This is a genomic window from Nocardia sp. NPDC049220 (genome assembly GCF_040647855.1).
GTDB lineage: Bacteria > Actinomycetota > Actinomycetes > Mycobacteriales > Mycobacteriaceae > Nocardia.
Genome location: NZ_JBEZDA010000002.1, coordinates 352,320 through 376,525, shown reverse-complemented (window position 1 = coordinate 376,525; position 24,206 = coordinate 352,320). Strand labels below are relative to the sequence as shown.

Sequence of the window (24,206 nt, the reverse complement as noted above, 5' to 3'; positions counted from 1 at the left end):
CGACCTGCCGCCGCCAACGGGACCGGCCCGCTGGTTCGGCATGGCCTACTACCAGGCCGACTCGGTCGCCGCGGCGTTCGTCGACGAGGTCTACCCGAGTCCGATCGCGCCGAAGTCTGGGCGGGCCGTGTTCGACTTGGCCCTCGCGCACGGCGTCACCGCGGCCCTGAACGCGCCGGCCTCGCCCATCCGGTTGTTCGAGGAGTCCGAGACCACACACAGCTGTTCGACACTACCGCGGCCGAACCCGACGCGAAGGTGTTCCGCCATTGGGACACTTCGGTATTCAGCGTCGCGACCACCACGTTGGAAATGTACTCGAAGAACTAGTTCGCCGAACCGCTGTCCTATCACGGCGGCTACACCGGGGATCGGGCGCACGAGCGCCTGTTGGTTCACCCGAAGTCATCCGGATCGCGGAGTCCGTGACGCGCCGCGCGCCGCGCGGAACGCAGGCAATAGATTCGACCCATGCGCGTTGAGTCCGGTGCGGAGTGGGACGAAGCAGAGCCGACCGATCGGGAGCGGCTCGGGATCAAACTCGAGATCACCGTGGTGCTGCTCGTCACCTTCGGACTCAGCGGACTGAACGCGATGCTGTCACTGCTGGAGAGTGCGCTCGCGCCGGGCGGAGTCGGTGGGCGCACCGTCGCGCTGAACCCGTCGCGGTCTACCCAGTCCACCATCGATATGCTCTTTCAGCTGCTCAGCGTGCTTCGACTGGCCGGGTGGGCCGCACTGGGGCTGTACCTACTCTGGCGTGGCGGCCTTGGGCCGCGCGCGATCGGACTGGCGAACCGCGTCCGATGGCGCACGGACGCGCTGCCCGGTGTGGTGCTCGCCGCCCTTATCGGTCTGCCCGGACTGGCGCTGTATCTCATCGTGCATGCCGTGGGCTTCAGCGTGACGATCGTGCCCGCCTCGCTCGGCGATTACTGGTGGCGGTTACCCACGCTGATCTTGTCGGCCTGCGCGAACGCGCTGGCCGAGGAGGTTGTCGTGGTGGCCTTCCTGCTCACCCGACTACGCGCGCTGGGCTGGTCGGCGAACTCGGCACTGCTGACCTCGGCCCTGCTGCGCGGCAGCTACCACCTGTACCAGGGTCTGGGCGGCGGGCTCGGAAACGTCGTGATGGGCGTCGTCTTCGGTCGCTACTGGCAGCGCACGAATAGATTGTGGCCGCTGGTTCTCGCCCACTCGATCATCGACGCGGTCGCCTACATCGGCTATACCATTCTTCGAGGCCACGTCTCCTGGCTTCCGTGACCCAACTGTTCTCCCCGGCGCGGTAACGGCTCGATTCCCCGCGCGAATAACCGATCAGTGCGACAGCGTACGCCTCGGCGCACCAGGTACCCGACGATCTCCCGATAAGTAGAGTCTCAGTGATGAACGGCGACGACCCCCAGCGCAACGCGCCGCCGCGCCGCGTGCCGCCCCCGGGCAGGCCCGGCGAACCCCCGATCCGGCACGGTGCGTCCGCACCCGGTGGCCCGCGGCCTCCTCGCATCGAGCCGACCCAGGTGCTGCGCCGCGACGGAGCACCGGGTCCGCATCCGCCACAACTGGCCTATTCTCAGGTCCCGCCGGAAGCCCCGCCGCCGCCGCGCAGGCAGGCCCGCACGCACGCGCCGAGGCAGCACCCCGTCCCGTACGACGCACGCACGCACGCGCCCAGCCAGCGCCCCGTCCGGTACGCGGAAGGGCCCCCGCACGCACCGACGCAACAGCCGAAGCCATATCGCGAAGGCCCGCCGCCGCGCGGTGAGCGGCCGGCCCACGTACCGCGGCGCAGACGTCACCCCTTTCGCTGGTTCCTGGTGATCGTGCTGGTCCTGGTGCTCGCCGCGGTCGGCGCCGTCATCCAGCTCGACAACGCACTGAACCGGATTCCGGCATTGGCGAACTACGCCGATCGGGTCGGCAACACGCCGGGCACGAATTGGCTACTGGTCGGCTCGGACGGACGTGGCGACCTGAGCCCCGAGCAGGAGCAGGAGCTGGCCACCGGCGGCGAGGTCGGCCCCGAACGCACCGACACGATCATGCTGGCGCACGTCCCCGAGACAGGTAAGACCACGCTGGTCAGCATGCCGCGCGACTCCTATGTGAGCATCCCCGGCCACGGCAAGGACAAGCTCAACGCCGCGTTCGCGCTCGGCGGCCCCGCGCTGCTCGTGCAGACCGTGGAGATCGCCACCGGGCTGCACCTCGATCATTACGCGCAGATCGGCTTCGGCGGCTTCGCCAGCGTGGTCGACACGCTCGGCGGCATCGACGTGTGCGTCCCGAAACCGATCGACGACCCGCTCGCCGGTATCGACCTGCCGGCGGGCTGCCAACGCTTGGATGGGCCGCAGGCACTCGGGTTCGTCCGCAGCCGCGCCACCGCACTCGCCGACCTGGACCGGATGGACAACCAGCGACTGTTTATGGCCGCTCTGCTGAAAAAGGCGACCAGCGCCACCACATTGGCCAATCCGTTCACGCTCTGGCCGCTGGCCTCCGACACGGCCCGGTCTTTGAAGGTCGACAAAGGTGACCACATCTGGGACCTCGGCAGGCTCGGCTGGGCGCTGAAAGGCGACACGGTCGCCGCCTCGGTACCCGTCGGCGGATTCGCCGACACCGACAGCGGAAACGTGCTGCTGTGGGACAAGAACAAGGCGAGCCGATTCTTCGACGCGCTGGCCAAAGACCAAGCCGTGCCGGAAGATCTGCTGACGCGGTAGCGTCGGTGCCATGCCGGACACCGAGGTCGCTGAGTCCTTTCCCGACTTGCTGCGCGCGCAGATCCGTCAGGGGTTCACCGCCGCCCAGCAGTATCTCGCCGCTGCCGTGTACTTCGACTCCCTTCGGTTACCGCAATTGGCCGGCCACAGCTATGGGCGATCGCGGGAGCAGTACGCGCACGCGCTGCGGATGGTGCAGTACCTGCTCGACCGTGACCTGGATGTGCGGATCGGCGGGCTGGACGAGATTCACTCGACCTTCGAAAGTCCCCGAGCCGCAATAGCTTTCCTGCTGGAGACCGAGCGGGCCCGCAGCACCATGATCGGTGGTCTCGTCCGCGCGGCCCGTGCGGACGGGGACTATCTGGGCGAACGATTCATCCAGTGGTTTCTCGAAGAACAGGTACGGGACACGGCCGGGATGACCACGCTGCTGTCCGTACTCGACCGTGCCGCGGGCGAGTTGTTCGATGTCGAGGAGTTCATCGCGCGTGAGCTTCGCGCCCAGCGCCGTGCCGATACCAGAGCGCCGAAAATGGCCGGGACCGCGAAGAATTAATTAGGCAACACTAGCCTCAATAAGGTTGCACTTGGATGACATGCGGGGTGACCGGCGCTAATGTCATTACCATGTCGAGTCATCCGGAATCCCCCCGCAGCAAATTCCACAGCCTGCTGCACGACCAGATCCGGCACGAATTCAATGCCGAGCATCAGTACATCGCGATCGCGGTGTGGTTCGATAACGCGGATCTGCCCCAGTTGGCCAAGCGTTTCTATGCGCAGGCGGTCGAAGAACGTAATCACGCGATGATGATCGTGCAGTATTTCCTCGACCGGGATATCAGTGTCGACCTTTCTGGTATCGACGCCGCGAAATCCCACTTCGAGAATGCGCGCGAACCGATCGCACTGGCACTGACCCAAGAGAAGACGGTCACCGAACAGATCATTCGGCTGGCGAGCACGGCCCGAGAAGAGGGCGACTACCTCGGCGAGCAGTTCATGCAGTGGTTCCTGAAGGAACAGGTAGAGGAGGTCGCGAATATGACGACCCTGCTCACCATCGCCGATCGCGCCGGGTCCAATCTGTTCGACCTGGAAGAATTCATCGCCCGGGAAATGAGCGGGCCGAGTGACACCTCGGGCGCACCTTCCGCAGCGGGTGGCAGCGTCTGACGACGTTTTCCGATAAACAGTGACAAGCCCAGCTCCGCACGAGGAACTGGGCTTGTCACTGTTTATACGCGGAAAGCATGCTGGACACGCACGATGCTGCGCACCGTATGTCGTGCGGCATGGTTCCGACTTTCCTCATCGGTTCAGCGAGAACGACCGACGCCTCCCACCGATGTTCGGCGCGGAACCGAGAACCTGATCGATCGATAACGATTAAAAGCAGGATTCGCACAGAATTATCGCCGAGAATTTTCCGACTCAGCGCAAGGTGACCTGACGTGACCGCAGACCGTCGCGCGAGCGCCGCTCGTCGGCCGTGAGCGGAGCGTCGGTGACCAGCGCCTCGGCCAGTCGAGCGCCGAATTCGGTGGCCGGCTTCACCCACTCCTCGGCATGCCGCTCCCGGTCCAGGTCGAACACCGGGACAAGCAGGCCGTGCGTGCGGAACGAGCCCGCGAACCGCGAACCCTCGCCGAGGTGCAGACCGCTCGAGGCGTGCAAACGGGCCAACGCCAGCATCAGGTCATCCTCGGACTCCGGGCGGACCCAGCGAATGTGCGCCTTCTCACCCGCATCCACCCACCACGCAGCGCCGATCGCGTCCACGTCCAGCCCGAGCCGCGCCGACGGCATGATCGCCTGCTTGGCCTGCTCGATGGTGGCGGCGACCTGTGGATCGGGCTCGACACCCGCAGGCACCCACCAGTCGAAGTCCTGGTGCACCGTGAGGTCGAGTTGGGCGCTGGAATCGATGACGTCGACCAGCCGCGGGCCGCCCGCGATGCTCTCCACGGAGGCGAGGGAATCACCGGGCTCGGCGGACTGCGTCCACAAGATCGCGGCGGCGAGGTCCGCGGCCGGGTCCGCGCCCTGGAACTGCACCTGCGTGCCGACATAGCCGTTCGGCTGATCTCCGGCCCGCACCAGGGCTGCCACCGCGCCGGGTAGCACCGTGGCGAGCACGACCGGACGTTCGGCCGCGATCGCGGGAGAAAGCTTCAGCTCCGCGGTCGCAGACGGAACGAACTCGCGCAGCGCCACCAGATCGCACTCCGCGGCCAGGCCCTCGAACGGGCGCTTGACGGTCTGCGCCGCCTGCTCCAGCGCCACACGCCGTTCGGCGAGACGCTGCGCCCGATTTCCGCCGGGCTTAGGACTGTTGCGCTTGCTCTTACCCACGAGGGGTCAACCTACAGGGTGCTGCCCGTTACTTCCCGCGCGCCACGGCGGCACCGGGCAGATCGTCCGGGTACGACTACGACGCGCTGTGCCGCAAGCCGATTCGCCGGTCACGCTGCATCGAGTAGTGACTTGGTACGGCCGGGATGATTGGTAGCGACCCAACTGACGCCGAGGTCGGCGCACAGTTGCACGTCGTCTGGCTCGTCCACGGTCCAGCAGTAGGTGGCGCGTCCCGCCGCTGCGGCCTTGTCGACCAGGTCCGGGTGCTCGCGCAGGGTCTTCACCGACGGGCCGACGGCGGTCGCGCCGACCGTCGTCGCAGCGGAACCGCCCAGATAGCGCGATGATTCGCCGAGCAGCACGGTCGGCAGCAGCGGCGCCGCACGGCGGATCCGCCAGACCGCGGTAGCCGCGAAGGACATGACCACGGCACGGGAGTGGTCGGCCGAGGCAGGCGTGGCAATGCCGAATCGCTGTAGTTCGGCGAGCAGCTTGTTTTCCACCAGCGCGCCATAACGGACCGGGTGTTTGGTTTCGATGAACAATTTGGTCGGCCTGCTGCGCCAGTCCAACACCAGGCTGATCAGCTCGCTCAGGGTGAGTACCGCGGCGGGCTCGCCGTCGGAGCCGAAGTCGAGCCCCCGGAGCTCGTCCAGGGTCATCTCGCTGACCAGTCCGACGCCGGAGGAGGTCCGGTCGACCGTGCGGTCGTGCACGCACACCAGATGCCCGTCGCGGGTCAGCCGGACGTCGCATTCGACGCCGTCGGCGCCCTCCTCCAGCGCCAACTCGTAGGCGGCGAGCGTGTGCTCGGAGCGCGCCGCCGAGGCACCTCGATGCGCGACGACGAACGGCGCGCGATTGCCCTGGCTCACTTGGCCGAAACCTCCTCCTGCTCACGGTCCTGAGCACTGTTGTCCTCGTGTGCGGGTGCGTCGATCGCCTCGGACCGCGCGATATCGGCGGTCCGACCGCGGCCGCCGGGATGCACCGGCTCGATCACCGGGACGGCGGGATCAACGGCGATCAGCCACCGATGCGTGTCCCGGCCGTGGCCGAGTAGGTCATGTCCTTCGATCGCGCGCAGCACCCACAGCGTCAGCACCGCGACCGTGGCGGCGACCGCATCGGTGACCGCGCTGAACAGCACCCCGTCAGCCTTGGCTTGCAACGAATCCGCGGTCCGCCACAGCAGCGCGGCCAGCGCGATACCACCGCCGAACACCCACGCCACCCACCAGATCCGGATCGCACGCACGGCGCGCGGGTCGGTGCGGCGCGCGACGACCTCGGTCAGGAAGATCCCCGGCCACAACAGGTTGACCACCGGAACGAGGCACCCGAACGCGAGCGCTCGCTTCGAGCGCGGGTCGCGTTGCCCCACCTCGGTGTAGGCGAGCCGTCTGGCCTCGACCAGCCAGCCGAATACCGCCACCGCCGTCACCAATGCGAGCACAACAGACAGCACCGCAGCGCCGATGACGAACGCGTCGGAGCAGAACAGCACCGCGGGATGGATCAGACGGGTCCGATTGTGCAGCAGGATCAGATAGCGCACCAGTTCGGCGACAACGGCGACAGCGAAGACGACCGCGGTCGCGACGAGCAACTTGGTGACCGAGTCCGTCAGTCTGTCGAGCCGGCGCCGCGGCGCGGGCGCGTCATGCGGCGGTCGGTCGATCAGCCCCCAGCGCGGAATCCGCGGGTAGCGCGGCGTCTCCGTCGGTGTCACGGCGCGCGCCGACGGCTGCGCTCGACGGGCGCGATGGTCTGGCCTGCGCGCCACCCATCGGTAATTGCGCCGGTCGGCGGGCGCGTCGATCGGCGCGGGCGAGAGCAGCACACCGCGGCAACGCGGGCACCAGTGCATCGGAGCCCCCTGCACGGTCCAGCGCGCGCCGCAGCGCGCACAAGGTTGCACCACCGTACTCACCGCGCACCTCGTTCTTTCGTCAGTAGATCTTCGCCTGCTGGTCGCCATCCGCGATCAGCGGGCGTCCTGCCTGCTGCCACGCCACCATTCCGCCGCGGACCTGGATGGCGTCGTAGCCGATGTGCGTGAGGTATTCGACCACCTGAAGGGAACGACCGCTTTGCCGGCAGATGACGTAGAGATCGGCATCGTAGGCCAGCTCGTCGAGCCGGGCGGGCACGTCGACCATGGGGATATGGATCGCACCAGGGGCGTGTCCGAGCTGCCACTCGTCGTCCTCGCGGACGTCCAGCAGGATCGGGCGCGCGGTGTCGGCCGACGCAGGCGCGCTGCCGTCGAAATCGGCAGGCACGTCCTCCACCGTGACCGAGGGAACGTGGGGGCTCGTCACAGCTTCGATCCTGCCATGGGCGCCGTACCGACGTGGGATACCGGGGCCGGGCGAGCGCCTCGACAGCGACCTGCGGCGTCGGGTATGTTCTCCTCTCGGAGCGTGAGCAACACACCGCTCCGATTGTCGGTTATGCATATTTGCGACATTGGTTGTGCATAACTGCGTCGGTTGTGCATACCTGCGCTGGAAGTTATCCACATTATCCACAACCTGATCCACAGGCTGCTGTAGTCGGTCAACGCGACACGCACAGCCAGCGAATTTCAGGCAACCTATCGGCTACCCGCTAGCCCCGCCGTGGTGCGGCGCATCCACGATGTCGTGAAGATGCCTCCGATTCCGGTCGGCGAACCGAGCGTGCGAATGACCGATCCGGGACTCCCCTCCTGATTAATCCCGGAGCGGCCATTCGTCGCCCACCTCGGAACCCGCGGCGACGAAGGCTCCGATACCTACTTTGACGGCGCCGGGACGCGTTCGGTTCCATGCAGAACGGGAACGCCGAGCGAAAATATGAAATACCCGGTTCCAGCAGCGACGATCGGTAGCCTGAAGGAATGAACGTGAGCAGGGGGCTACTCGACGGAATGAACACTGCTGGCCTCAACATCGCCTTGTCCGAGGCTGCCTGCCTCGGTCTCGCGGTGGATTCGACGGCCAACGAATTACGACTCGACCTCGAGGTGCTGACGCTTCCGGAAAATGGCACGGCATCCGAGGATTACCGGGTCCAGGTGACGTTTACCGGTGTGAGCCGGGTCGCGGCATCGCTGCGGGTGCAGCACTGGGACGATCTCGAACCCCGCGTGTTGCCACTGCAACTGGACGGCCTGGACGAGGCCATCCGCAGCTTCGGCGGCGGGCGCTTACACGGCTGGGAATTCATCGATCTCGACGACAGCGGCTGGGCACTGTGGAGTGAACTGCTCAGTTTCGACACCGTGATCGATGATCACATCTGTGCCCATGTGCTGGAGTTCTCCCAGGAAGAAGGCATCGACCCGCGCGAACTCGATGTGCGGGTGTGGTTCGACGACATCATCATTCACGACTCGACAGGCACCCGGGTCGCGCTGCCGGATTTCATCGCGGGTGCCACACGCTGGTGGAAAGCGCACGACGCCGGTGACCCGCGGGCAACCCGCCCCGGCATCGCTCCGCCGCTGTGACAGCGGATACCAGAGCTTCCGTACGGAATACCTAGGCGCCCAGGCCCGCCGGATAGCTGACGCCCGTGGCGTGGACGGGGCAGTAGCCGCCCGGGTTCTTCGCCAGATACTGCTGGTGATAGCCCTCGGCGTAATAGAAGGCGGATAACTCGGACAGCGGCGTGATCTGCGTGGTGATCTCGCCGTATCCGGCCTCGGCCAAGCGTTTACCGAAGGCCTGCGCGGTAGCTCCGGCGGCCGCGGCCTGCTCGGCGTCGAGGGTGAAGATCGCCGAGCGATACTGGGTGCCCCGATCGTTGCCCTGGCGCATCCCCTGGGTGGGATCGTGGTTCTCCCAGAACTGCTCGAGGATGCCTCGATAATCGATCACCGCGGGATCGAACACGACGAGTACGGATTCCGTGTGCCCCGTCTGCCCGCTGCACACCTCTTCGTAGGTGGGATTCGGGGTGAATCCGCCGACGTACCCGACCGCGGTCGAGTAGACCCCGTCGAGTTCCCAGAACTCCTTCTCGGCCCCCCAGAAACACCCCATCGCAACGACGGCGATCCGCATGCTGTTCGGAAATGGCGGGTGGATCGGGTGACCGCTGACGTAATGGGTATCCGGCACCCGGAGCAGTTCGGGTCGGCCGGGCAGTGCCTGCTCTGGCGTGATGAGCGTGGGTTCGGGGAGCCGGACGCGTCCCACTAGTTCGTCGTACCACGACATGGTTCGATGCTACGCGTGCGGTTTCGAATGGTGCCGATGTTCTTGATGTGACGGTGCACAGCCCGCCGAGTGTGTGCGGGGTCACCGGAATGTGTGGGCATCAGGCCAGGTTGGAACCGATCGGGTGTACGAATGATGGCTGGGTGTGCGCGGGACTCCGGGCACGCCCAGCCCGACATAGGAAGGGACATCGTGGCTGAGTACACGTTGCCGGATCTGGATTACGACTACAGCGCCCTGGAGCCCCATATCTCCGGGCAGATCAACGAGCTTCATCATTCCAAACACCACGCCGCTTATGTCGCCGGTGCGAACACCGCGCTGCAGAAGCTGGAAGCCGCCCGTGAGGCAGGCGATCACAGCGCCATCTTCCTGCATGAGAAGAACCTCGCGTTCCACCTCGGCGGCCATGTCAACCACTCCATCTGGTGGAAGAACCTCTCGCCGAACGGCGGCGACAAGCCGGTCGGCGAGCTGGCCGCGGCGATCGACGACCAGTTCGGTTCGTTCGACAAGTTCCGCGCCCAGTTCACCGCCGCGGCCAACGGTCTGCAGGGTTCCGGCTGGGCCGTGCTCGGGTTCGACACCCTCGGCCAGAAATTGCTGACCTTCCAGCTCTACGATCAGCAGGCCAACGTGCCGCTCGGCATCATCCCGCTGCTGCAGGTCGACATGTGGGAGCACGCCTTCTATCTGCAGTACAAGAACGTCAAGGCGGACTACGTCACCGCGTTCTGGAACGTCGTCAGCTGGGCCGACGTGCAGGATCGCTTCGCCAAGGCGACCACCCAGGCCAAGGGCCTCATCTTCGGCTGAGTTCGACTTCGGCGCCGCTGGCGCCGCGCGTATTCGCGGTCCGGCTTCGGCTCGCGTCCGAGCGTCCACCGAGATCTGGTAAACACTCTCGGTTCAGATTCAGCGTCGGCATCGCCGCGACCATGACCAGCCCGTGACAGTTCGTCTGTTCACGGGCTGGTCACTACGCGCGTTAGCACTCTTTGGTACTTGTGTGCCAGGTGATTCGTGGTTCATTCTCGAAAATCCAACAGTTCGAGGACGGGCTACGCCGCCCCCGGTTCCGTGACGGGAGGCAGAAATGCGCACGAACGAGCCGATCGGCATCACACCGTTCCACTCGCACGGATCACTGCGGGGTTTCGTCATTTCCGGTCGATGGCCGGACACCACCAAGGAATGGGCTCAAGTGCTGGTGCTCGCCGTGCGCGTGGCCAGTCTGCCCGGACTGTTGACGACCTCGACGGTATTCGGCGTACGGGAGGAATTACCCGACGACCCCGCCCCCGGCACGGTCGGACTGGTACTGGCCGAAGGTCCGGTGCTCGGCGCGGAAGCCCTCGAGCCCGGACGGTTTGCCGAGCATGTGCCGCCCGCCCTGCTGATGTTGCATCCTCCCTCCGAAACCCGCCCGTCACTGCCTGAGTGTGTGGGCGCCGCATCGGGCTGCGTGTTGCTTCCCGGTGTGCCACACCTGGGACTGGAACATCGCGCCGCCTGGGCCGAGGCGGAGTCGGATGGCACGATCACTTCGCTGGTCAGTCGGGTCGGCCTCGACCCGATCAGCGATCCCGACACCGCGGTTCTGGCTATGCTGCTGGCCGCATGAGGGTTACCGAAAATATCGACATGGATCGCCAAACTTATTGTGCGCATTGCGATTTCGACGACCTCGAGTTGGCAGGACGAAGCCGTCCGGGTACAGTCGATGACAGCGAAGGGGAGTAGCCCCCAATCACACCGTCGACATACTGACTCGTTGCCCCCTCGAGGCGCGGGTCCGGTTGTGTGAACCGGCACCTATCCGGTGGGCGAGACCTTCGGCCTGGACAACTATTTCGTTGTCGGCCGGAGGAATACCTAGTACTCCGACCGACAGGCCGGAGACACGGGAGCCACGGACATGATCGCTACTGTATTGCTGAGTATCGGCATAGTCTTTCTGGCCGAGCTGGGCGACAAATCGCAGCTGATGGCGCTGACCTTCGCGCTGCGCTATCGCTGGTGGGTGGTACTGGGTGGCATCGCGACGGCCACCACCGCGGTACACCTGATCTCGGTCGGCGTCGGATACTTCCTCGGCGCCGCGCTACCGACGAGGGCGATCTCGCTGGTCGCCGCGATCACCTTTCTCGCCGTCGGACTGTGGACGCTGCGCGAGCACGTCGGCGCCGCGAACGACGAACCCGAACCACAGTCCGTGCGGACCAGCACCGTTCCATTCTTCGCGGTACTCTCCGCGTTCCTGCTCGCCGAACTGGGCGATCGGACCATGTTCGCGACCGCCGCGCTGGCCACCGACTACGACTGGGCAGGCGTCTGGCTCGGCTCCACCATCGGGATGGTCGCCGCCGACGCGCTGGCGATCGCGGTCGGAATCCTGGTCGGCAAACACCTGCCGGAGCGCTTCATCGGCATCGGTTCGGGACTGCTGTTCCTGTACTTCGGTACGGCGACGCTACTCAGCGCGGCGGCGCCAACCCTGAGCGGGCCGATCGTGGCAGCCCTGGCCGTCCTCGTCCCCGCGGCCGCCCTCGCGGCCCTACCGGCCCGTCGGGCGATCGGCCAACGAATCCGATCAGGCCGACTCGGGGAGACGATCACCGAGTCCGCGCGGCCCCGCCGTTAGTCGGCGGCCACTACCTATGGCCACTTCGCGCCCCCGAGGGGCGCCGTCATAGTGCGCCGTCGACCACTGCACACCCATACAGCTCGCCGCCTCTACGGACCAATTCCAACAGTGGTTCGCGCAATGCAAGGACACCGTCCGGATCACCGACCGCGATTCGAGCCGTGACTATCGCGCCGATGGCGGCAGCGAGAGTCTGACAGGCGAAGCGCTGCTGCTCGGTCCGCGCGTCGAGCACCCCGACGAGCAAGCCGACGATCAACTCCTGGAGCCGAACTCGGCGCGAGATCGCCGTCGACCCGACGGCGAAGACCTCGACCAGAAACAATCGCGCGCTGGCCGGATCGTCGACAAGATGCTGGAGGTATTCACACAAGATCTGGTCCAGCTTGTCGAGTCCGACTGTGGGCCCGGTGGAACTGTCTTCTCCTCCGGTCACTTCGGCGATGCGGTCGAGTAACGGCTGCACAGCGCGTTCGTAAGCCGCCGCGAAACAGTCCTCCTTGGAACGGAATTGCTCGTAGAAGGTCTCCCGGGACACCCCGGCATATTTCAGGATCGCCGCGACAGACGTTCCTACATAGCCGTTTTCGGCCATGGCCCGCGATGTCGCTATCAGGATCCGCTCTCGTTGCGAGGCGACCACCTGCTCTCGTGGCAGGCCGTGCCTACCGCGCGGAAGTTGGCGGGCTTTGGTGGCCGATTCGGTCATACGGTAACTCCGGTGTTCGGTCGGGCTAGGTCGGGCAATTCAATTCTGCTGGGTCGGGACCGTCGGCTCCACACAACTGGCGCTCCCGCGGATCGGACGATCCCGCGCGTCCGCCCGACCACGGCATTCGTCGACGTGGTTATCGGCGTACGTACACGTTCGCAAACTATTGGCAGGCGTGGACGAATGAGAGGGAGTCGTACTGCGCCTCTCACGGATGACCGGTTATGGTGCCATTGACGAAGGGCCAACTGGCTGTCACGAACGAGAGGACCATCGTGGAGATTTCGGGTTCCGCCGCCATAGTCACCGGAGGAGCGTCCGGCCTCGGCGCAGCTACCGCACAGCGTTTCGCCGAACTCGGCGCAACCGTATTCGGACTTGATGTGCCACAGTCGATCGAACGTGCAGGCGATCATGTGCCCGCCGGCGTCACCCTCATTCCTGCCGATGTGACCAGCAACGACGAGGTCAGTGCTGCCGTCGCGAAGGTCGTCGAGTCCGGCACGCCGCTGCGCATCGTGGTCAACTGCGCCGGTGTCGGTTGGGCAGGCCGCATCCTGTCCAAAAACGGCCCACACGACTTGGAGCTTTTCCGCACGGTCATCACCGTCAACCTGCTCGGTACCTTCAACGTCATGCGGTTGGCCGCCGACGCCATCGCCAAGACTGACGCCGTCGACGAGTTCGGCCAGCGCGGCGTCATCATCAACACCGCCTCGGTCGCCGCGTTCGAGGGCCAGATCGGTCAAATCGCGTACTCGGCCTCCAAGGGCGGTGTGCACGGCATGACAGTTCCCGCCGCGCGCGACCTCGCCCAGTTCGGTATCCGGGTGAATACCATCGCTCCCGGGATCATCGACACCCCGATGCTCGCGGGCGTCACCGAGGAATACCGCAAAGGCCTCGAGGCAGGCGTTCCTTTCCCGTCCCGGCTCGGCCGTCCGGACGAGTACGCGCAACTGTCGCAGTACATCGTCGAGCACGACTACCTGAATGGCGAGACCATCCGCATGGACGGCGCACTGCGCATGGCGCCGCGGTAATTCGGCCAGGAAATACCGGACCGCGCGTGGTTCTTCCGCCGAGGACCACGCGCGTTTATCGCTTCAATACTCCGGCTTGTGTCCGATGCCCAGGTACGCGGTGGTCGACAGCGGGCGACCCGGGCGGTAGTTCGCCGCCAAAAATGCCTTCATCAGCGCCGTGCGCCCGGCCCAGACCTCCGCACCGACATTGTGCCGAATGAGTTCCATCGGCGCGCTGCTGCGCAGCATGGCCTCCCACAGGTGCTCCGAATCGCTGAAAGTGAGCGCTATCGAATGCCGCTGGATCGACACAGCTTCGAACCCCGCGCCGCGCATCTCGGATTCGAAGACCTCCGGGTTCTCCAGACTCAGGACATTGGGCTGGGGCTCCTGGATGCTCGGGTCGGCGGCGGTGAATGCACCGAACATCATCCGCATCAGCGGCGACTCCGCGACCGGCGCCCAACTCGATACCACCGCCGTGCCGCCGGGCCGCAGCACACGAAACAGTTCGGCGAACCCCTTCGCGCGGTCCGGGAAGAACATCAACCCGAACATGGAGAACCCGGCGTCGAACCGGTCGCTGCCGAATGGCAGCGCCTGGCCGTCCCCGACCTGCGCTCCGATGTTGGTCAGCCCGGCGTCCGCCGCGGTTTTCATCAGCCGCGCAATCATCGACTCGGAGAAATCTATCGCCTCGACCCGAGCCACTCGCTCGGCGGCAGGCAGGGTCAACATGCCTGGCCCCGCCGCGACATCCACGACCTGCGACCGCGCTGACAGCGACACGAACTCGAGCGCGCGAGCGGAGAACGGCTGCATGATGGCGGGCGCGAATTCGGCGTATCCGTCGGCGACGAGATCCCATGGCTCGGCTACGGCAAGCGGGTTTCCGAACATTGATGACGATCCTTTCGACCGTCCAAATCTAACCTCGCCGCACCGCAACCGACTCCCCAGTTCTGCGAATATTGCTGTGCGCGAAGGGAGTTCAGCCAACCTACCCTCCGCCACGACCGGCGATTCGTATGCTCGTCGTCACACGGACGCTGGGGCGAGTACCCGTGGCCACCAGTAGACAGCGATGCCGCACCCGCGCGCCCCGGTGCCGAAACCGGTATGACGCGGCCGGAGGGCAGCGACGATGCCCTCCGGCCGCGGTGACTCAGAGCGTGCGGGTGAGCCGATCGGTGAGAATGTGCGCGAAGTGCGCCGGGTCCTTCAACTCGCCGCCTTCGGCCAGCACCGCCGTGCCGTAGAGCAGTTCGGCGGTTTCGGTCAGGTCGGTCGCGGTGCCCTTTTCGGCTTCGTCCTTCTTGGCCGAGTACGCATCACGCAGTCCGGTGACCAGCGGATGGGCTGGGTTCAGCTCCAGAATCCGCTTGGACTCCGGCAATGCCTGACCCGAAGCACGGTACATCCGTTCCAGCATCGGCGTGAAGTCGAAGACATCGCCGACCAGACAGGCCGGGGAGGTGGTGAGCCGGTTGGTCAGCCGGACCTCCTTGACGCTCTCCTCCAACGCCTTACCCAGCCAGGTGAGCACATCGGCGAAGTCCTTGTCCTGCTGCTCGCGCAGTGCCTCGGAGGCTTCCTTCTCTTCCTCGGTCTCCAGGTCGACCTCGCCCTTGGCGATGGACTGGAACGCCTTGCCGTCGAACTCGGGCACCGAGCCGACCCACATCTCGTCGACCGGGTCGGTCAGGATCAGCACCTCCCGGTCCTTGGCGGTGAACGCCTCCAGGTGCGGTGAACTCTCGATCTGCTGACGAGACTCGCCGGTCATGTAGTAGATCGTGTCCTGGCCCTCGGGCATGCGCTCCACGTACTGGGCGAGCGTGGTCAGTTCCGATTGGGAGTTCGTCGAGGCGAACGAGGACACCTGCAGGATGGTGTCGCGGTTGTCGAAGTCCGACAGCAGGCCCTCCTTGAGGACGCGGCCGAACTCCCGCCAGAAGGTCTGGTAGTTCGTCTGGTCCTCGGCGCCCTGCAGATCCTTGACCGTCGAGAGCACCTTCTTCACCAAGCGCTTGCGGATCATCTGGATCTGGCGGTCCTGTTGCAGGATCTCGCGGGAGACATTCAGCGAGAGGTCCTGCGCGTCGACGACACCCTTCACGAAGCGCAGGTATTCCGGCATCAACTCTTCGCAGTTGTCCATGATGAACACCCGCTTGACGTAGAGCTGCACGCCGCGCTTGTGCTCGCGGGTGAACAAGTCGAACGGCGCCTGCGAGGGGACGAACAGCAGCGCCTGGTATTCGAAGGTGCCCTCGGCCTTCATTGGGATGATCTCCAGCGGATCGTCCCAACCATGGCTGACGTGCTTGTAGAACTCCTTGTACTCCTCGTCGGAGACCTCGCTCTTGGGGCGGGTCCACAGCGCCTTCATGGAGTTGAGGGTCTGGTCCTCGACAACCGTGGTCTGCTGGGCGTCGTCGCCCTCCCCCTCGGTGACGGTCCGCTCGACCTGCATGCGGATCGGCCACGCGATGAAATCGGAGTACTTCTTGACGATCTCGCGTAGCTTCCAGTCCTGGGTGTAGTCGAAAAGGTGGTCGTCCTCGTCGGCCGGCTTGAGCTGGAGTGCGACGGAGGTGCCCTGCGGGGCCTGCTCGACTTCTTCGATCGTGTAGGTCGAACTGCCCGCGTTCGACTCCCACCGGGTGCCGGTGGTCTCGCCCGCGTGACGGGTGGTCAGCGTCACTTTGTCGGCGACCATGAATGTCGAGTAGAAGCCGATGCCGAACTGGCCGATCAGCTCCCCGGCGGCGGCCTCGGACTTGGCCTCGTTGAGCTTCTTGCGTAGTTCGGCGGTGCCGGATTTGGCGAGGGTGCCGATCAGGTCGATCACCTCGGCGCGCGACATACCGATGCCGTTGTCCCGTACGGTCAGGATCCGGTTGTCCTTGTCGACCACCAGCTCGATGTGCAGGTCCGACGTGTCGACGTGCAGATCCTTGTCCCTGAAGGATTCCAGCCGCAGCTTGTCCAGCGCGTCGGAGGAGTTCGAGATCAGCTCCCGCAGGAAGGTGTCCTTGTTGGAGTAGACCGAATGAATCATCAGCTCGAGAAGTTGATGTGTCTCGGCCTGGAACTCTAGTTGTTCGACGTCTGTCACGTCGCGATAGTACGACGACCGAAATCGGCTAGGCCAGCAACCTCGCCATCTGCCCTTGTCGTCATCCAGTCGCGCAGCACCTGGGTTGCGCGGACGTCGTCCTCGTTGTACTCCAGCAGTCGGGTGCGCTGGGAGAGGTCGGGCGTGCCGTCGTAGCCGACGGCCAGCCGATACCAACTCATCGATGCCTCACCGCCGGCCTCGGGATCGCGCCAAGCGAATCCGGCGACCGGAGCGATCTTTTTCAGCCCCTTGCCATTCGGACAGATGAACTGGTCCGAGACGGCCTGGAACATATCCACCCACTGCGGACCGTCCACGAAAGCGCGCACCTGGTCCACCGTCGGCACACCGGGACGGCCCGCGAACCGGCGGGCCGACTCGTACAACCACTTGTCCTCCGCCGTGCGCGAATAGCAATAGGCGGCAAAAGTTTTTCCGGCTGTGGCGGCCTCCGCGCGCACCGTCATCAACCAGGTCCAGAACTCGCCGAACGAGCGGCCCTCGTCGTCGGTGGGGAGCGGATCCCATGTCACGAACGGGCGATACACCCCGTCCAGCAGCGTCCCCCACAGGTAGGCGCCGTATTCCTGGAAGCTCTCCAAATCGACGTCCACCTCGACGTCCGCCCGCCGCACCCGTACCTGCTCGACCCGGCGCACCAGCGGCGCGCCAGCGATCCAGGCCCGCGCGGTGACCACGGCCTCGTCGAACGGGCCGTGTTGCCAGTCCTCGGGGTCGTCGCCGACCCAGGCCGCCAGATCATCGATCGTCTCGACACCATGTCTGCGCAGCACCTCGGCACGCGAACCAGGCGCAACCAAACTGACGTCGCGGTGTTCGATCAGCCAGCCCTCGCAGCTCGGTCCTTCGAGGCCGCGCGTCCACCACGGGCACTGCCGGCATTCGGGCACCTTCGACGGGACGGTCGGCAGTTCGCCACGCACCACCGCGATCCGGTCGGCGTAGCGCAGGTCGTAGTCGGCCAGCAGCGGACCGAGATCGTGCACCAGGATGCGGTCGAATTGGTAACCGATCACGCCGCCGACCAGCGCGGGGCTGGCCAGGCCATGGCGCTGCAGCATTCGGTGCAGGTGGGCGAGGCGCTGCACGTCGCGGGGTTGTTGACGCAACTTGCGATGCGGATCCGGTTGCGGATTCCAGTGATAGGGGTCCGAGGTGGTCGGGTGGAAGTCGGCGGGTTCGGGCTGGCGTGGGTCGGTCACCTTGTGGTTCACCACGATGATGGGAATGTATCCGCCGCGCTCGATATCGCGCAGCAGGATCTCCGACCCGCCGCGCCTGCCGGTATCCGGCTCCTGCGGCAGCAGTCCGCCCCAAATGTGGTGCGCTCCCGCCGCGCACGCGCGCATCGTCGCCTCGGCTCGCTCGGCGGCTCGACACCGGGGATCGATGACCACCCACGCGTCCGGGTCGGCCGCGACCAGCGCGTCGCGCACCCTGGCGCGGTGGGCGGTCGCCGCTTCCCTGCGCTGGCGGACGCCCGGATCCTCGGAAAGTCCCGCCGGAGGCTCGGGGTGCGTCGCATCCAGATGCAGTCGATGACGGCAGCCGATCAACGCTCTGGCATCGATGAACGCGGTCGGTGCGTCGGCCGGCCGATCGACGGCCGTACCGTTGCGCTTGCGACCATCCCGGTCACCGATGTCCGAATCCACGCTATGCAGTATGGTCCCTCCCCCCGACATCTCGACTAATCGAGAGGCCAGGGCGGGCGCGGGCCCCACTACCTCGCGGCGGTCGGCACGGACCCGATAGGGTTAGCGGCAAACCGTGTGACATGGGCGGACGGGCTTCCCCGGCGCCGTACTGCCATGGCAACCAGCATGACGGAGGGCCTTCGATGGGGTTGTTCACGAAGCGCAAGCGGCGCCCGAGCCGTAGGGCCGAGGCGAAAGCCCTCAAGCACAAGGCCACGATCGAGGCCAAGCTCGCCGCGAAGAACGACCGCAAAGCCCGCCGCGCCGAAGCGCGCACCCAGCGCAAGGTCGCCAAAGCGCAGATCGCAGCGTTCCAGGCCGAAGAGAAGTCCGCGCTCAAGGTGGCGGCCAGAGCCGAGCGCGATCCGTTCAGCGCCAGCCAGGTCAAGAAGTACCTCGGCGTGGCACGCGTTCTCATTCCGGTGCTCGCTCCGCTCGCCTACCGCGGCGCGACCTTCCTTCGCGGCAGACTCGACACGCGGCGCGCGCAGCAGCTCGGCATCGGCCTCGGACAGCTCGGCGACTTCACTGGGCACGGCGCCAAGTTGCAGGCCAGGATCACGAATACCGAAGCGGCGCTGGACGAGATCACCACACGGGACGGCAAAGACAAGGGCGACACGCAGAAGTTCGTCAGCACCACCGAGGACCGCCTCGGCAGTCTGACCGCCGCCGTACGCACCGCCGAGCAGATGCCGGCGTCGCGCCGCCGCGCCGTGCACGCCTCGATCTCCCACGAACTTTCCGGCATCGAGGCCGACGTCCTGGCCCACCTCGGCGTGCGCTGACCACCGACACCGCCGTGCCCCCGTATCCGATCACCGGCCACCTCCGCGGCGGGCTGGTCGGTGTACTCGTGGGTGTGCTCGCCGTCGCCGCGCACGGAGTCGCGGGCGGCGGTTTCCCCGGCTCGAGCGAGCTGACTCGGGTGCTGCTGATCGCTACGGCGGTCGGGTCGGCGGCGGGCGCGATACCGTCCGGCCGTCGTCCGACCGTGCTGGTCGGACTACTCGGCGCCGGTCAACTGGTGAGCCATGGCGCGCTGGCGAGTCTGCTCGGGCACCAGCACGCCGCGACCACGAGTGGCGCGCGGTTCTCCACGGACATCGCACTGCCGACCGGATGGATGCTCGTCGCACACACCGTCGCGACATTCGGTTGCGCGGCGCTGATCATGCTTGCCGAGCGGTTCTACACGGTCGCCTCCGGCGCGCTGCACGCGATATTCGTGCCGGTGCGCCGCGTGCGGGTCGTCACCGCCGTGCGCTGGTCCTGCCGTGGCCTGCCGCCCTACCGCTGTCCCGCGAACGGCGCGATCGGTCCGCGCGCGCCACCGGTGTCGATCTGATCTACCGACACCCACTTTTCCTCGGACAGAAGGCTTTCCTATGCACAGCTCGATTTCGCGGGCCGTCGGTACGGCGGCGGCCACCGCGGGTCTCGTCCTGCTCGCCGGTGGTACCGCCGCGGCGCACGTCACGGTGGACGTGCCCGACGCTACCCAGGGCGGGTACGCCGTGGCCACGTTCCGGGTGCCGACCGAATCGGACACCGCGCACACCACGGCACTCACCGTCACCGTCCCCACTCTGAAATCCGCGCGGACCGAACCGATCCCGGGTTGGTCGGCCAAGATCGAACGCAACGACAAAGCCGAGATCACCGCGATCACCTGGACCGCGGACCCCGGGGCGCCCGGCATCGCACCGGGACAGTTCCAACGTTTCGCGGTGTCGGTCGGCCCACTGCCCAAGCAGAATTCGGTCAGTTTCCCCGCCAAGCAGACCTACTCCGACGGAAAGGTCGTCAGCTGGGACCAGCCGGTCGGGCCGGACGGTAACGAGCCCGAACACCCGGCACCGTCGGTCACCCTCGCCGCCGCGCATGGGGACCACGGGGACGCGCACAAGGTGGACGGCGGGGACGGGACGGCTTCGGAGGACGCGATCGACAACACCGCCCGCCTACTCGGCGGCATCGGACTGGCGCTCGGCTTGCTCGGCGCGGGGTTCGGTCTCGGCACCGTGATCCGTGGACGGCGCTCGTGATTCGACGGCTATTCACTGCCCTCGTGGCAGGGGTGTTCCTGCTCGCATTCGGGATCGCCGCGACCGGTATCGCCTCCGCGCATTCGGCGCCGACCGCGAGCGTTCCGGACGACAACGCGACCGTCGACAGCGGCCCGGCGCGGGTCAGCATCACCTTCAACGAGGAGCTGCAACCCAGCTTCCCGGCGCTCACCGTGGTCGGCCCGGACGGCAATCTGTGGTCCAAGGACGAACCGGTAGTCGACGGCAAGACCGTCAGCGTCGCCGTCGGCGAACTGGGACCGGTCGGCGAATACACCATCGGCTACCGGGTGACCTCCGCCGACGGACATCCGGTCAGCGGCAAGCGGCACTTCACGTTGAGCAAGCCAGGCAACGGGACACCGGGCCCCAAGCCGAACGCCCACGCGGGTGGTGGCGAGAGCGACTCGGGCGGGATCCCGCTGTGGGTGTTCATTGTCGGCGCCGTCGTGCTGTTCGGCGGCGGCCTCGCGTTCGCGCTGTTCGGCGGCAGGAGCCGGAACCCGAAACGGTGAACGCCAGAACGATCGGCGGCCGCGGCGGTGCGCGGCGGGCGACCGCCGGCACACCGTGGCTGGCGCCGCTGCTGATCACGCTGTCCGGGCTACTCGGTGTAGCACTTGCCTGGGCGTTGAACCTACCTGGGACGATACCGGCGCAGGCGGTTGTCCGGGTATTGGCCGATGGCATCGGAGCGACTGTGCTCGGATTGGCGGCGTTGCCGAGGGTGCAGCCACGGCTGCGCACACCGTGGCGGCTGGTCGCGGTGCTGGCCGGGGTCTGGGCGGCCGCCGAGTTCGCTGTACTGGTGTTCGAAGCGGCCCAGGTGGTCGGCGTCCCACTCGCCGGGCTCGGCGCCGGGGAGTTCGGCACCTACCTGGTGGACATCAACGGCGGCCAGGTCGGGATCGCGATCCTGGTCGGCGTCGGCGCGGTGGCCGGTGGGTCGGCACTGGCATTCCGGCGGCCCGACGCCGTATCGACCGACCTGGTGCTGGTGTTCGCGGCGGTCACGCTGGCACTTCGACCGATCACCGGGCACATGTCACAGCAGGTTTTCGGCTCGGTACTCGCCGCGGTGCACGCGTTGGCGGCGGCGGCTTGGTTCGGCCTCTTGATCGCGTTGGCGCTGGTTGTGCGCACCCGCGGCGAGTGGGCGATCGCCCTGCCGAGGTATTCGGCGGCGGCGTTGCCTTTGGTGGCGACAGTGGCGGTGACCGGGTTGCTGAACGGCGTGATCCGGGTCGGCGGGATCACTCCGTTCCTCACCACCGGATACGGCAGGATCTTGCTCGCGAAGGCAGTGTTGTTGCTCGGGTTGCTCGCGCTCGGCTGGTGGTGGCGGCGCGCCTGGGTGCCGCGGGCTGCCGGCCATCGGATGGACGCGGACGGTTCGCTGGGCCGCGCGGTCATCGAGGTCGGCGTCATGGCACTGGCTTTCGGCCTGGCCGCGACGCTGGCGGTCATCGCATGATCGCCGCGACCGTCATCGTCGCCGATTACTGTTTCCGCATGACCGAAGTGAAGATCGTCGAGGAGTGCGCGGCCTCGGCGGAGTCCGCGTTCGCGTATGTGAACGACTATCACCACCTGCCGCTGTTCGTGTACGGCATGCAGTCTTTCACTCCGGTTGGCGAGCAGACCGTCGGACTCGGCGCCATCTTCGACGGACGCATGAAGTTGGGACCCGCCTCGTTGACGTCACGGATCGAGGTGGTCCGCTGGGAGGCGAACTACGCCATCGCGGTGCGGTCGATCAAGGGTTTCGAGGTCGAATCGACCTTCCTGTTCCGTGCCGAAGGTCCCGCTCGATGCACCGTCGACGCGATCGTGGACTTCCGGGTGCCCGGCGGTCTGGCGGGGCGAGCCCTCGGCAAGACGATCGAGCCATTCGTGAAGATCACCGTCCAGCGCAGCACGAACAATCTGGTCACCCAAATCAGCGACTTCCATGCCTCGCGTCAGTAGCGGCCGCGCCAACGAACCCCGTGCTTGCGCAGGCGAAGGCGACGCCGGAATGCTGGAAGCGTGAACGCGACACCCTCCTTCACCCAGCGCATCGGCTACATCTGTGGCCGCACGCTGCCGAACTCGATGTCCGAGTGGGTACGTCAGGACCTGATCGGCCCCGGTGCGACGCGGCGTTACCTGATTCGGGTCCTGGTACCGATCATCCCGGTTCTCATGCTGTTCCTGCTACTGCCCGGCCCACTCTGGATGGGCTTGGCGATGATGGCGCTGCTGTATCTGCCGCTGATCTACTTCACAGTGGCTCTGCTGTACGTCTACCGGCGCCATCGACTGATCAAACACGGCCTCGATCCCGCGCTGGCGGATGCCGATGCCCGCCGCCGAGGCGAGCGCGAACGCCTCGCGTACGAGCGCAGACACGGGCGGGCGTGAGCGACGCGGCAACTGCGCCGATCCGCGTTCGGCCATGGCGGTGATCCAGACCACGGGCATAGCCTGGAGGCATGAAAACTCCCACGATAAGGCAGCGGATCGCCTATGATCTGGGCCGCGAGCTCCCTGAGGAGCTGCACGAGTGGGTCATCCACGACCTCGTCGGACATGGGGCCATGGAGCGATACCTCGTCCGGTTTCTCGGTCCGATCATCCCGTTCTTCGCCCTGGTGCTGTTGTTCCCCGGGCCGATGCCCCTGAAGATCGGCGTGATCGTGATGATGATCGTTCCGCTGGTCGTGTTCACGGTCGCGCTCAGTTACGTCTGGCGCCGCTTCCGACTGGTCCAGCACGGTCTGAATCCGGAGATGGTGGACCATAACAAATTCTCCGAACACGACCGCGCGTTGTATGAACTGCGTTACCGGCACAGATAGCGCCGCACATCGCCGAGCACGCGCGTACTGCCAGCAACCGCTACGCACGCGTTCGCGGCACACCGATCCTCCCAACGCACCCACCACAGCGGAGCCTTACGAGCGCCGTTCGCGGCCCGGTCCGCGGCCGAGCGGCCGACGCGTAGGTGACGCGGTCACAAGTGTCGGTCGCTCCGACACGAACCATAAGGGGGCCGCGAACACGCCGTGCCGAAGGCACGGCAAAATCAACACAGTGGAGCAGAAGTTCGTCGCTACTGCCGACCTTGCCGATGAGATCGGCCCGGAGATCCGCAGCTGCGACACACAGTTCATCCAGTTCGGCGGCCGTGCGGCGTTCTCGGGGCGGATCACGACCATCCGCTGCTTCCAGGACAACCTGCTGGTCAAGCAAACGCTTGGCGAACCAGGCGAGGGCAAAGTGCTGGTGGTCGACGGCGGTGCCGGTATGCATACCGCTCTGGTCGGCGACATCATCGCCGGGCGTGGTGTCGAGAACGGCTGGGCAGGCGTCATCGTGCACGGGGCGGTGCGCGACGCCGCGGTCCTGCGCACGCTCGCTATCGGCATCAAAGCGCTGGGCACCAACCCACGCAAAAGCACTCAGACCGGCAGCGGTGACCGCGATGTCCCGGTCGAGTTCGGCGGTATCACGTTCGTTCCGGGCGACATGCTCTACAGCGACTGTGACGGCATCGTCGTGCGGGCCGAGGACTGAGCCCGGGCCACTACAGCACGCTGACGCATCCTGACCGTCGTTCGCGCCGCGA

The 24,206-nt window shown here is 66.3% G+C and carries 27 protein-coding genes; 18 read left to right on the top strand and 9 right to left on the bottom strand.

All coding sequences use genetic code 11. From position 1 onward, the window contains the following. Positions 1-471 precede the first annotated feature (471 nt). The 4 genes from AB0C34_RS08830 (at position 472) to AB0C34_RS08815 (ending at position 3,911) form a co-directional block, all read left to right on the top strand. Entirely contained in the window at positions 472-1,266 is a 795-nt protein-coding gene (locus tag AB0C34_RS08830) for a CPBP family intramembrane glutamic endopeptidase (protein ID WP_357069058.1), read from the top strand. Positions 1,267-1,388: 122 nt separating this feature from the next. Then, complete coding sequence (locus tag AB0C34_RS08825) at positions 1,389-2,732, top strand: LCP family protein (RefSeq protein WP_357069056.1); 1,344 nt, start codon at positions 1,389-1,391, stop codon at positions 2,730-2,732. Between the two features lie 10 nt (positions 2,733-2,742). Beyond that, a complete protein-coding gene (locus tag AB0C34_RS08820) occupies positions 2,743-3,291 on the top strand; it encodes a ferritin-like domain-containing protein (RefSeq protein WP_357069054.1) in 549 nt (182 codons plus the stop codon). A 71-nt stretch (positions 3,292-3,362) separates the two neighbouring features. Continuing rightward, a complete protein-coding gene (locus AB0C34_RS08815; RefSeq protein ID WP_357069052.1) occupies positions 3,363-3,911 on the top strand; it encodes a ferritin in 549 nt (182 codons plus the stop codon). A 258-nt stretch (positions 3,912-4,169) separates the two neighbouring features. On the opposite strand, the gene AB0C34_RS08810 is transcribed toward AB0C34_RS08815, so the two are convergent. The 4 genes from AB0C34_RS08810 to AB0C34_RS08795 form a co-directional block, all read right to left on the bottom strand. Further along, positions 4,170-5,090, bottom strand: coding sequence for a DUF5926 family protein (locus AB0C34_RS08810; RefSeq protein WP_357069050.1), 921 nt, complete (start codon positions 5,088-5,090; stop codon positions 4,170-4,172). Between the two features lie 110 nt (positions 5,091-5,200). After that, positions 5,201-5,968, bottom strand: a complete 768-nt coding sequence (locus AB0C34_RS08805) for a glycerophosphodiester phosphodiesterase (RefSeq protein WP_357069048.1) — start codon at positions 5,966-5,968, stop codon at positions 5,201-5,203. Continuing rightward, complete coding sequence (locus AB0C34_RS08800) at positions 5,965-7,026, bottom strand: DUF4328 domain-containing protein (RefSeq protein ID WP_357069046.1); 1,062 nt, start codon at positions 7,024-7,026, stop codon at positions 5,965-5,967. The genes AB0C34_RS08805 and AB0C34_RS08800 overlap by 4 nt, the downstream gene beginning before the upstream one ends. Before the next feature lie 19 nt (positions 7,027-7,045). Beyond that, positions 7,046-7,378 (bottom strand): rhodanese-like domain-containing protein, encoded by a 333-nt coding sequence (locus tag AB0C34_RS08795; RefSeq protein WP_357070073.1) that lies wholly within the window; start codon positions 7,376-7,378, stop codon positions 7,046-7,048. Between the two features lie 599 nt (positions 7,379-7,977). Between AB0C34_RS08795 and AB0C34_RS08790 the strand changes: the two genes are divergently transcribed. Beyond that, the gene (locus AB0C34_RS08790; protein ID WP_357069044.1) at positions 7,978-8,589 is read left to right on the top strand and encodes a hypothetical protein; all 612 of its coding nucleotides are present in this window, start codon (positions 7,978-7,980) and stop codon (positions 8,587-8,589) included. 31 nt (positions 8,590-8,620) lie between these two features. Here the strand turns inward: AB0C34_RS08790 and msrA are convergent, their stop codons facing one another. Then, complete coding sequence (msrA, locus tag AB0C34_RS08785; RefSeq protein ID WP_357069042.1) at positions 8,621-9,301, bottom strand: peptide-methionine (S)-S-oxide reductase MsrA; 681 nt, start codon at positions 9,299-9,301, stop codon at positions 8,621-8,623. 192 nt (positions 9,302-9,493) lie between these two features. Between msrA and AB0C34_RS08780 the strand changes: the two genes are divergently transcribed. The 3 genes from AB0C34_RS08780 (at position 9,494) to AB0C34_RS08770 (ending at position 11,945) form a co-directional block, all read left to right on the top strand. Then, positions 9,494-10,117, top strand: a complete 624-nt coding sequence (locus AB0C34_RS08780) for a superoxide dismutase (protein ID WP_357069040.1) — start codon at positions 9,494-9,496, stop codon at positions 10,115-10,117. Between the two features lie 280 nt (positions 10,118-10,397). Next, entirely contained in the window at positions 10,398-10,925 is a 528-nt protein-coding gene (locus tag AB0C34_RS08775; protein ID WP_357069039.1) for a peptidase, read from the top strand. Positions 10,926-11,219: 294 nt separating this feature from the next. After that, positions 11,220-11,945, top strand: a complete 726-nt coding sequence (locus AB0C34_RS08770; RefSeq protein WP_357069037.1) for a TMEM165/GDT1 family protein — start codon at positions 11,220-11,222, stop codon at positions 11,943-11,945. Positions 11,946-11,991: 46 nt separating this feature from the next. On the opposite strand, the gene AB0C34_RS08765 is transcribed toward AB0C34_RS08770, so the two are convergent. Continuing rightward, positions 11,992-12,657, bottom strand: coding sequence for a TetR/AcrR family transcriptional regulator (locus AB0C34_RS08765; protein ID WP_357069035.1), 666 nt, complete (start codon positions 12,655-12,657; stop codon positions 11,992-11,994). Between the two features lie 278 nt (positions 12,658-12,935). Here AB0C34_RS08765 and AB0C34_RS08760 point away from each other — a divergent pair, with 278 nt between their 5' ends. Continuing rightward, positions 12,936-13,703, top strand: coding sequence for an SDR family NAD(P)-dependent oxidoreductase (locus AB0C34_RS08760; RefSeq protein WP_357070071.1), 768 nt, complete (start codon positions 12,936-12,938; stop codon positions 13,701-13,703). A gap of 63 nt (positions 13,704-13,766) precedes the next feature. Here AB0C34_RS08760 and AB0C34_RS08755 read toward each other — a convergent pair whose 3' ends face one another. From AB0C34_RS08755 to AB0C34_RS08745, 3 genes are all read right to left on the bottom strand, one after another. Beyond that, positions 13,767-14,585 (bottom strand): methyltransferase domain-containing protein, encoded by an 819-nt coding sequence (locus tag AB0C34_RS08755; RefSeq protein WP_357069033.1) that lies wholly within the window; start codon positions 14,583-14,585, stop codon positions 13,767-13,769. Positions 14,586-14,850: 265 nt separating this feature from the next. Then, positions 14,851-16,806 carry a molecular chaperone HtpG gene (gene htpG, locus AB0C34_RS08750; protein ID WP_357069031.1) on the bottom strand — a complete coding sequence of 652 codons (1,956 nt, stop codon included), beginning with the start codon at positions 16,804-16,806 and terminating at the stop codon, positions 14,851-14,853. Beyond that, entirely contained in the window at positions 16,803-18,515 is a 1,713-nt protein-coding gene (locus AB0C34_RS08745; protein WP_357069029.1) for a TM0106 family RecB-like putative nuclease, read from the bottom strand. The genes htpG and AB0C34_RS08745 overlap by 4 nt, the downstream gene beginning before the upstream one ends. A 155-nt stretch (positions 18,516-18,670) precedes the next feature. Between AB0C34_RS08745 and AB0C34_RS08740 the strand changes: the two genes are divergently transcribed. The 9 genes from AB0C34_RS08740 (at position 18,671) to rraA (ending at position 24,154) form a co-directional block, all read left to right on the top strand. After that, positions 18,671-19,315, top strand: coding sequence for a DUF6474 family protein (locus AB0C34_RS08740; RefSeq protein ID WP_357069027.1), 645 nt, complete (start codon positions 18,671-18,673; stop codon positions 19,313-19,315). 14 nt (positions 19,316-19,329) lie between these two features. Continuing rightward, positions 19,330-19,875 carry a hypothetical protein gene (locus AB0C34_RS08735; RefSeq protein WP_357069025.1) on the top strand — a complete coding sequence of 182 codons (546 nt, stop codon included), beginning with the start codon at positions 19,330-19,332 and terminating at the stop codon, positions 19,873-19,875. A 40-nt stretch (positions 19,876-19,915) separates the two neighbouring features. Then, positions 19,916-20,575: a YcnI family protein gene (locus AB0C34_RS08730; RefSeq protein ID WP_357069023.1), complete on the top strand. Its 660-nt coding sequence runs from the start codon at positions 19,916-19,918 to the stop codon at positions 20,573-20,575. Between the two features lie 23 nt (positions 20,576-20,598). Next, positions 20,599-21,111: a copper resistance CopC family protein gene (locus AB0C34_RS08725; protein ID WP_357069021.1), complete on the top strand. Its 513-nt coding sequence runs from the start codon at positions 20,599-20,601 to the stop codon at positions 21,109-21,111. After that, on the top strand, positions 21,108-22,070 hold the full coding sequence (locus AB0C34_RS08720) for a CopD family protein (protein WP_357069019.1): 963 nt from the start codon (positions 21,108-21,110) through the stop codon (positions 22,068-22,070). The genes AB0C34_RS08725 and AB0C34_RS08720 overlap by 4 nt, the downstream gene beginning before the upstream one ends. A 38-nt stretch (positions 22,071-22,108) precedes the next feature. Continuing rightward, positions 22,109-22,564, top strand: coding sequence for an SRPBCC family protein (locus AB0C34_RS08715; RefSeq protein WP_357069018.1), 456 nt, complete (start codon positions 22,109-22,111; stop codon positions 22,562-22,564). Between the two features lie 60 nt (positions 22,565-22,624). Beyond that, entirely contained in the window at positions 22,625-22,999 is a 375-nt protein-coding gene (locus tag AB0C34_RS08710) for a DUF5313 family protein (protein WP_357069016.1), read from the top strand. 71 nt (positions 23,000-23,070) lie between these two features. Further along, a complete protein-coding gene (locus tag AB0C34_RS08705) occupies positions 23,071-23,436 on the top strand; it encodes a DUF5313 family protein (RefSeq protein WP_357069014.1) in 366 nt (121 codons plus the stop codon). A 235-nt stretch (positions 23,437-23,671) separates the two neighbouring features. Beyond that, a complete protein-coding gene (gene rraA, locus AB0C34_RS08700; protein ID WP_357069012.1) occupies positions 23,672-24,154 on the top strand; it encodes a ribonuclease E activity regulator RraA in 483 nt (160 codons plus the stop codon). Positions 24,155-24,206: the final 52 nt, after the last annotated feature.